The organism is Streptomyces sp. NPDC059080, from assembly GCF_042739975.1.
GTDB lineage: Bacteria > Actinomycetota > Actinomycetes > Streptomycetales > Streptomycetaceae > Streptomyces > Streptomyces benahoarensis.
The window spans coordinates 60,225-66,738 of record NZ_JBHYGX010000029.1 but is presented as its reverse complement, the minus strand read 5'-3'; the positions used below and the strand labels follow the sequence as shown (position 1 = coordinate 66,738).

Below are 6,514 nucleotides of genomic sequence, written 5' to 3'. Positions count from 1 at the left end.
CGCCCCACCGCCCGGGGGGGGGGCCGGGGGTGGGCCCGGGGGGGCCCCCCCCCCCGCGCGGGGCCCCCCCCCCCCGGGGGGGCCCCCCCCCCCGCGGCCGTCGCACAGACCCAAACTGTGCGACGGCCGCGTGCGTGCTGCGGTGTTGCCGGGGCCGCGTTACCGCACCGGCGTGAACTCCCGGGCGCCGATGTAGTCCGGGCGCGGCACCGGCGCCGCGAACGGCTCCACCGCGGCGTTCTCCACGCTGTTGAAGACGATGAAGACGTTGCTGCGCGGGTACGGCGTGATGTTGTCACCGCTGCCGTGCATCGCGTTGCAGTCGAACCACGTCGCGGAGCCCGCCTTACCGGTGAACAGCCGGATGCCGTGCTTGTCCGCCATCTTCGTCAGCGCCTCGTCCGACGGGATACCGGCGTCCTGCATCTGCAGCGACCGCTTGTAGTTGTCCTTCGGTGTCGCCCCCGCGCACCCCACGAAGTGCCGGTGCGAACCGGGCATGATCATGAGGCCGCCGTTGGTGTCGAAGTTCTCGGTGAGCGCGATCGACACCGACACGGCCCGCATGTTCGGCAGCCCGTCCTCGGAGTGCCAGGTCTCGAAGTCCGAGTGCCAGTAGAAACCGGACGCGCCGAAACCGGGCTTGACGTTGATCCGCGACTGGTGGACGTAGACGTCGGAGCCGAGGATCTGACGGGCCCGGCCCACCACACGCGGATCGGAGGCCAGCCGGGCGAACACCTTGCTGATCTTGTGCACCTCGAACACGGACCGGACGCTCTGCGACTTCGGCTCGACGATGGAGCGCGGATTCGCGCGCATCTCCGGGTCGTTGACCAGCCGGTCCAGTTCGCTGCGGTACACCGCGACTTCGTCCGCCGTCAGCAGTTCGCCGATGGCGAAGAAACCGTCGCGTTCGAAGTCGCTCAGCTCGGACGGCTGGAACGGGCCGGCCGGGCCGGGCTGCGACCACACCACCGGGTCCTTCCGCGGGGTGATCACCTCGGAGGTGTCGCGGCTCGGATACAGGTCGGCGGTGCGCTCGGGTGCGATGGTCATGGTGTTGCCTTCCTCTCCTCTCGTACGTGCTCCGTGGATGCCGGGTGCCGTCCGTCAACTACCGGACGCAAGAACGTCGTTCACGCCGGGGGCGCGTCCGTTCCGTCCTCGGTGAGCAGGGGGTAGACGCCGTTCTCGTCGTGGTCCTCGCGGCCGGTGACCGGCGGGTTGAAGACGCAGACGCAGCGGAAGTCCGTCTTGGGCCGCAGGGTGTGCTTCTCGTGGCCGTTGAGCAGGTACATCGTGCCCGGCGCGATCCAGTGCTTCTCGCCGGTCTCGTCGTTGGTCAGCTCGGCCTCGCCCTCCACGCACAGGACCGCCTCGATGTGGTTGGCGTACCACATCGACGTCTCGGTGCCCGCGTACAGCGTGGTCTCGTGGAGGGAGAAGCCGACGCGCTCCTTGGCGAGCACGATGCGCTTGCTCTCCCAGGTGCCGGAAGCCGCCTTGATGTGGCGGTCGGTGCCCTCGATGTCCTTGAACGAGCGAACGATCACGGTGAGTCGGTGCCTTTCTGTGGAACGGTGACGAAGGGGTGCCGGGCGCGACGCGCGGTCAGACGCGGTCGCGGACGGCGCGGGCGAGGATCCGCAGACCCTCGTCCAGCTCTTCGGGGGTGGTCGTCAGCGCCGGGAGGAGCTTGACGACCTCGCTCTGCGGCCCGGAGGTCTCGATCAGCAGACCCAGGTCGAAGGCGCGCTTGGCGATCTGGTTGGCGAGGCTCTTGTCGTGGAACTCCAGGCCCCATACCAGCCCGCGCCCGCGGTACTCGACGATGGCTTCGGGGTGCTCCTCCGCGATGGCCTTCAGGTGCGACTCGACGATCTCACCGCGGGCCAGCGTCTGCTTCTCCATCTGCCCGTCGGCCCAGTACGTGTCGAGCGTCGCGGCGGCGGTGACGAACGCCGGGTTGTTGCCGCGGAAGGTGCCGTTGTGCTCGCCCGGCTCCCACAGGTCCAGCTCCGGCTTGAACAGCGTGAGCGCGAGCGGCAGTCCGTAGCCGCTGATGGACTTCGAGACGGTGACGATGTCCGGCACGATGCCCGACTCCTCGAACGAGAAGAACGCACCGGTGCGGCCGCAGCCCATCTGGATGTCGTCGACGATCAGCAGCATGTCCTGCCGGTCGCACAGCGCGCGCAGCTCGCGCAGCCACTCCGGGCGGGCGACGTTGATGCCGCCCTCGCCCTGGACCGTCTCGACGATGACCGCGGCGGGCTTGTTCAGACCGGAGCCCGCGTCCTCCAGCAGCCGCTCGAACCAGAGGAAGTCCGGGCTGGTGTCGTCGAGGTAGTGGTCGAACGGCATCGGGGTGCCGTGCACCAGCGGGATACCGGCGCCCGCCCGCTTGAAGGCGTTGCCGGTCACCGCGAGCGCGCCGAGCGACATGCCGTGGAAGGCGTTGGTGAAGGACACGATCGACTCGCGGCCCTTCACCTTCCGGGCGAGCTTGAGCGCCGCCTCGACGGCGTTGGTGCCCGTCGGGCCCGGGAACATGACCTTGTAGGGCAGGTCACGCGGGCGCAGGACGATGTTCTGGAACGACTCCAGGAACGCCCGCTTGGCCGTCGTCGACATGTCCAGGCCGTGGGTGACGCCGTCCCGCTCGATGTAGTCGATCAGGGCGCGTTTGAGGACGGGGTTGTTGTGGCCGTAGTTGAGCGAACCGGCCCCGGCGAAGAAGTCCAGGTAGATGTGGCCGTCCTCGTCGGTCATGCGGCTGCCCTGCGCACGGTCGAACACGGTCGGCCAGCTGCGGCAGTAGCTCCGCACCTCCGACTCGACGGTCTCGAAGACGCTCAGATCGGGCTGGGTGATGGTCACAGCATGCTCCTGGGAGATGAGTGGCGTGGGGTCTTGCGAAGCCTTGGGTGCGGGCGCCTCCCGACGATGGCACCGGGTGCCGCCGTGGGGCCCGCGGGGTGATGCGGTCAGAGGCAGGGGGCGGGTGCGGTGAACGGGCCTATCAGGTGCAGGACCTCCGGCTCGTGCCCCTGCTCCGGGAAGAGCGCCGCGTCGAACAGCACCTCGCGGCGGTGGGGGGCACCGTGGCGCTCGGCGAACGAGGAGAAGAGCCGGTTGGACGCGGCGTTGTCCGCGGTGATCGTCGTCTCCAGGCGGCTCACGCCGTGCTCTCGCGCGATGCGGGTGGTCAGCCCGTCCAGCAGGGCGGCGGCGAGGCCGCGCCCGCGGTGCGCGTCGTCGACGGCCACCTGCCACACGAGGAGGGTGTCCGGACGGTCGGGGCGGATGTAGCCGGTGACGAAGGCGGCCGGCGCTCCCTCGTCGTCGCGGGCGACGACGGAGGTGGCGGCGAAGTCACGGCACCACAGCAGGTAGCTGTAGGAGGAGTTCAGGTCCAGTGTCCGGGAGTCGCGGGCGATTCGCCAGATCGCGGCTCCGTCCTCCACGCGTGGGGTGTCGAGCTTGAAACCCTCCGGCAATTCCTTGGTTTCGCTTCGGGCACGTGCATGGTCTGCTTGTGCGGCGGTCATGGAAATTAAATTTACCGAGGGAAAAAGCAAATTGCATCGCGGGCAGGGGTTACGCCGCCGGGGGCCTTTGTGTTATCGCGCGGGGGCGCCCGAGCGCGCGGAAGCCCGACAAGATGTATGCTTTTGTACCGGAAATATCGGGCGAAGCGGGCGTTCTGTGGAGTCGGTCACAGGTCCGTAACGTCCCCGAGATCGATCCGAATTCCGACTCCCGGCGCCATCGGAATCTTGGCGTTTGAGGTCGGGAAAAGCGGGAAGGAGAATACGGGAAGCTGGCATCCAAAGAATTGGGAATTTGCCAGCGGAAGGTTCCTCGCAAGGCTGCCGCAGGCGTCGCGAGATGGACTGCCAGGAAAGCACACAAGACACTTCCGTTTACGGAAATCGACCGGCGTGCGCCGCTTCACGCGGGCGCGCGGACGGCGGGCGTGAGCCTGCGCATAAAGTGCCGTCATGACGTCGAAGAGCGAAGGTGCGGCGCTGCACCTCAAGGGGCGGATCCTGGTCGGGCCGGACGACGTGCGCGACGAGATGTGGGTCGTCGGCGGCCGCGTCACCCAGGAGCGCCCGCGCACCACCCGGGAGTTCACCACCGTCGAGGGCTGGGTGCTGCCCGGCCTCGTCGACGCCCACTGCCACGTCGGGCTCGACGCCCACGGCCCCGTCGACGCGGCCACCGCCGAGAAGCAGGCGCTCACCGACCGCGACGGGGGCGCGCTGCTGCTGCGCGACGCGGGCTCCCCGTCCGACACCCGCTGGATCGACGACCGCCCCGACCTGCCCCGGATCATCCGCGCCGGACGCCATATCGCCCGCACCCGCCGCTACATCCGCAACTACGCCCACGAGATCGAGCCCGAGGACCTCGTCGCCTACGTGGCGCAGGAGGCGCGGCGCGGCGACGGCTGGGTCAAGCTCGTCGGCGACTGGATCGACCGCTCCACCGGCGACCTGGAGTCCTGCTGGCCGCCGGGCGAGGTCGCCGCCGCCATCGCCGAGGCCCACCGGCTCGGCGCCCGCGTCACCGCGCACTGCTTCGCCGAGGACTCCCTCGCCCCGCTGGTCGAGGCGGGCATCGACTGCATCGAGCACGCCACCGGGCTGACCGAGGAGACCATCCCGCTCTTCGCCGAACGGGGCGTGGCGATCGTGCCGACCCTCGTCAACATCGCCACCTTCCCGGACCTGGCGGCGGGCGGCGAGAAGAAGTTCCCGCGCTGGGCCGGCCACATGCGCCGCCTGCACGCCCGCCGCTACGACACCGTACGGGCCGCCTACGACGCCGGGGTGCCGGTCTTCGCCGGGACGGATGCGGGCGGTTCGCTGGCGCACGGCCTGGTTGCTCAGGAGGTCGCCGAGCTGCGCAAGGCCGGACTGCCTGCGGTGGCGGCGCTCTCCGCGACCACCTGGGGCGCCCGCGACTGGCTGGGCCGCCCCGGCCTCACCGAGGGCGCCTCCGCCGACCTGGTCGTCTACCCGGAGGACCCGCGCGCGGACGTCCGGGTGCTGGCCGCGCCGCGGCGGGTGGTGCTGCGCGGGCAGGTCATCGGGTGAGGGTGGCACAGGGTGCCGTGTGGGGAGGCGGGCCGGTGAGCGGTGCCGGGCGCGTCCGGCCGGGCGCCGCGTTCGGATTGGTCCGGCGGCCCGTCGCCCACGTGTCCCGCGCCTCCCGGGGACGCGGCCCGCTCCCGCGCCGGACCCCTACGCCTCCCGCACCTCCCGGCGTCCTGTGCGGGCCATCCATGCGGCGACCAGTGCGCCCGAGATGTTGTGCCAGACGGAGAACACCGCGGCGGGCAGCGCGGCCGCCGGGCTGAAGTGTGCGGTGGCCAGCGACGCGGCCAGGCCGGAGTTCTGCATGCCGACCTCGAAGGCCATCGCCCGGCTCGCCGGACGGCCCAGCCGCGCCAGCTTGCCCGCGCCGTAGCCGAGCGCCAGGCCCAGACCGTTGTGGAGCAGCACGGCGACGATCACCAGCAGCGCAGCGTCCTTGATCGCGGCGGCGCTGCCGGAGACCACGGCGAGCACGATGGCGGCGATGGTCACGGCGGAGATCCACGGCAGCGCCCGCAGCACCTTGTCGACGTACCGCCCGGCCACCAGCCGCACCAGCAACCCGGCCACCACCGGCAGCAGCACCGTCTTGAGGATGTCGGTGACCATCACCCCGGCGTCGACGTTCAGGAACTGCCCGGCGAGCAGCAGCGTCAGCGGGGGCGTGATCAGCGGCGCCAGGACGGTGGAGACGGTGGCGACGGAGACCGACAGCGCCACGTCGCCGCGGGCCAGGAACGTCACGACGTTGGACGCGGTGCCGCTGGGTGCGCAGCCGACCAGGATCACACCGGCCGCAAGCTGCGGCGGCAGGTCCAGCACCGTGGCGATCAGCCAGCCGAGCCCCGGCATGATCACGTAGTGCGCCACCAGGCCCAGGCCGACCGCCCAGGGCCGCTTGGCGACGGCGGTGAAGTCCGGCGGTGTCAGGGTCAGCCCCATCGAGAACATCACCACGCCGAGCAGCCACGGCACCGCGGGCGCCCAGCCGGTGAAGTGCGACGGCCACAGCAGCCCCAGCGCACCGGCGGCGATCACCAGCAGCGGGAAGACCGTGACGGCGCGCCGGGCCGCACGGTCGGACGAGGGCAGATCGCCGTGGGCCGTCGCGGAGCCGCTGCCGCCCGGGGGCGGTTCGACGGTGTCCGCGGCGGGCCGCTCGCCCGGCTCGCCGGAGGGTTCTCTCGGGGGATTCGTCTGCTCGTTCGACACGGCGGCACTGTAGTCGCCATCTGCATGTACAGGGCAACGGATCCGGATGGTGGACGTCGGGGCGCTGTCGTGCCCGCGTCGCCTGCGCGCGCTGATGTGGCTGGTGGGTGCCATGTTCGCGGATGTTCCGTGAAGCAACTGTGGTGCATGAGCCCCTTGCACCAGGGGATTCGAATGAAAATCCGAAAATCACT

The 6,514-nt window shown here is 70.5% G+C and carries 6 protein-coding genes; 1 reads left to right on the top strand and 5 read right to left on the bottom strand.

All coding sequences use genetic code 11. The features are described 5' to 3' along the window. Positions 1-159: 159 nt before the first annotated feature. From thpD to ectA, 4 genes are all read right to left on the bottom strand, one after another. Positions 160-1,059 (bottom strand): ectoine hydroxylase, encoded by a 900-nt coding sequence (thpD, locus tag ACFWWQ_RS21620; protein WP_384598498.1) that lies wholly within the window; start codon positions 1,057-1,059, stop codon positions 160-162. An 80-nt stretch (positions 1,060-1,139) separates the two neighbouring features. Next, complete coding sequence (locus tag ACFWWQ_RS21615; protein WP_384598496.1) at positions 1,140-1,556, bottom strand: ectoine synthase; 417 nt, start codon at positions 1,554-1,556, stop codon at positions 1,140-1,142. 58 nt (positions 1,557-1,614) lie between these two features. Beyond that, complete coding sequence (gene ectB, locus ACFWWQ_RS21610) at positions 1,615-2,883, bottom strand: diaminobutyrate--2-oxoglutarate transaminase (RefSeq protein WP_384598494.1); 1,269 nt, start codon at positions 2,881-2,883, stop codon at positions 1,615-1,617. Between the two features lie 107 nt (positions 2,884-2,990). After that, the gene (gene ectA, locus ACFWWQ_RS21605) at positions 2,991-3,554 is read right to left on the bottom strand and encodes a diaminobutyrate acetyltransferase (protein ID WP_384598492.1); all 564 of its coding nucleotides are present in this window, start codon (positions 3,552-3,554) and stop codon (positions 2,991-2,993) included. Positions 3,555-4,007: 453 nt separating this feature from the next. Between ectA and ACFWWQ_RS21600 the strand changes: the two genes are divergently transcribed. Then, complete coding sequence (locus ACFWWQ_RS21600) at positions 4,008-5,108, top strand: amidohydrolase family protein (protein ID WP_384598490.1); 1,101 nt, start codon at positions 4,008-4,010, stop codon at positions 5,106-5,108. Positions 5,109-5,255: 147 nt separating this feature from the next. On the opposite strand, the gene ACFWWQ_RS21595 is transcribed toward ACFWWQ_RS21600, so the two are convergent. Continuing rightward, complete coding sequence (locus ACFWWQ_RS21595) at positions 5,256-6,200, bottom strand: bile acid:sodium symporter family protein (protein WP_384598525.1); 945 nt, start codon at positions 6,198-6,200, stop codon at positions 5,256-5,258. Positions 6,201-6,514: the final 314 nt, after the last annotated feature.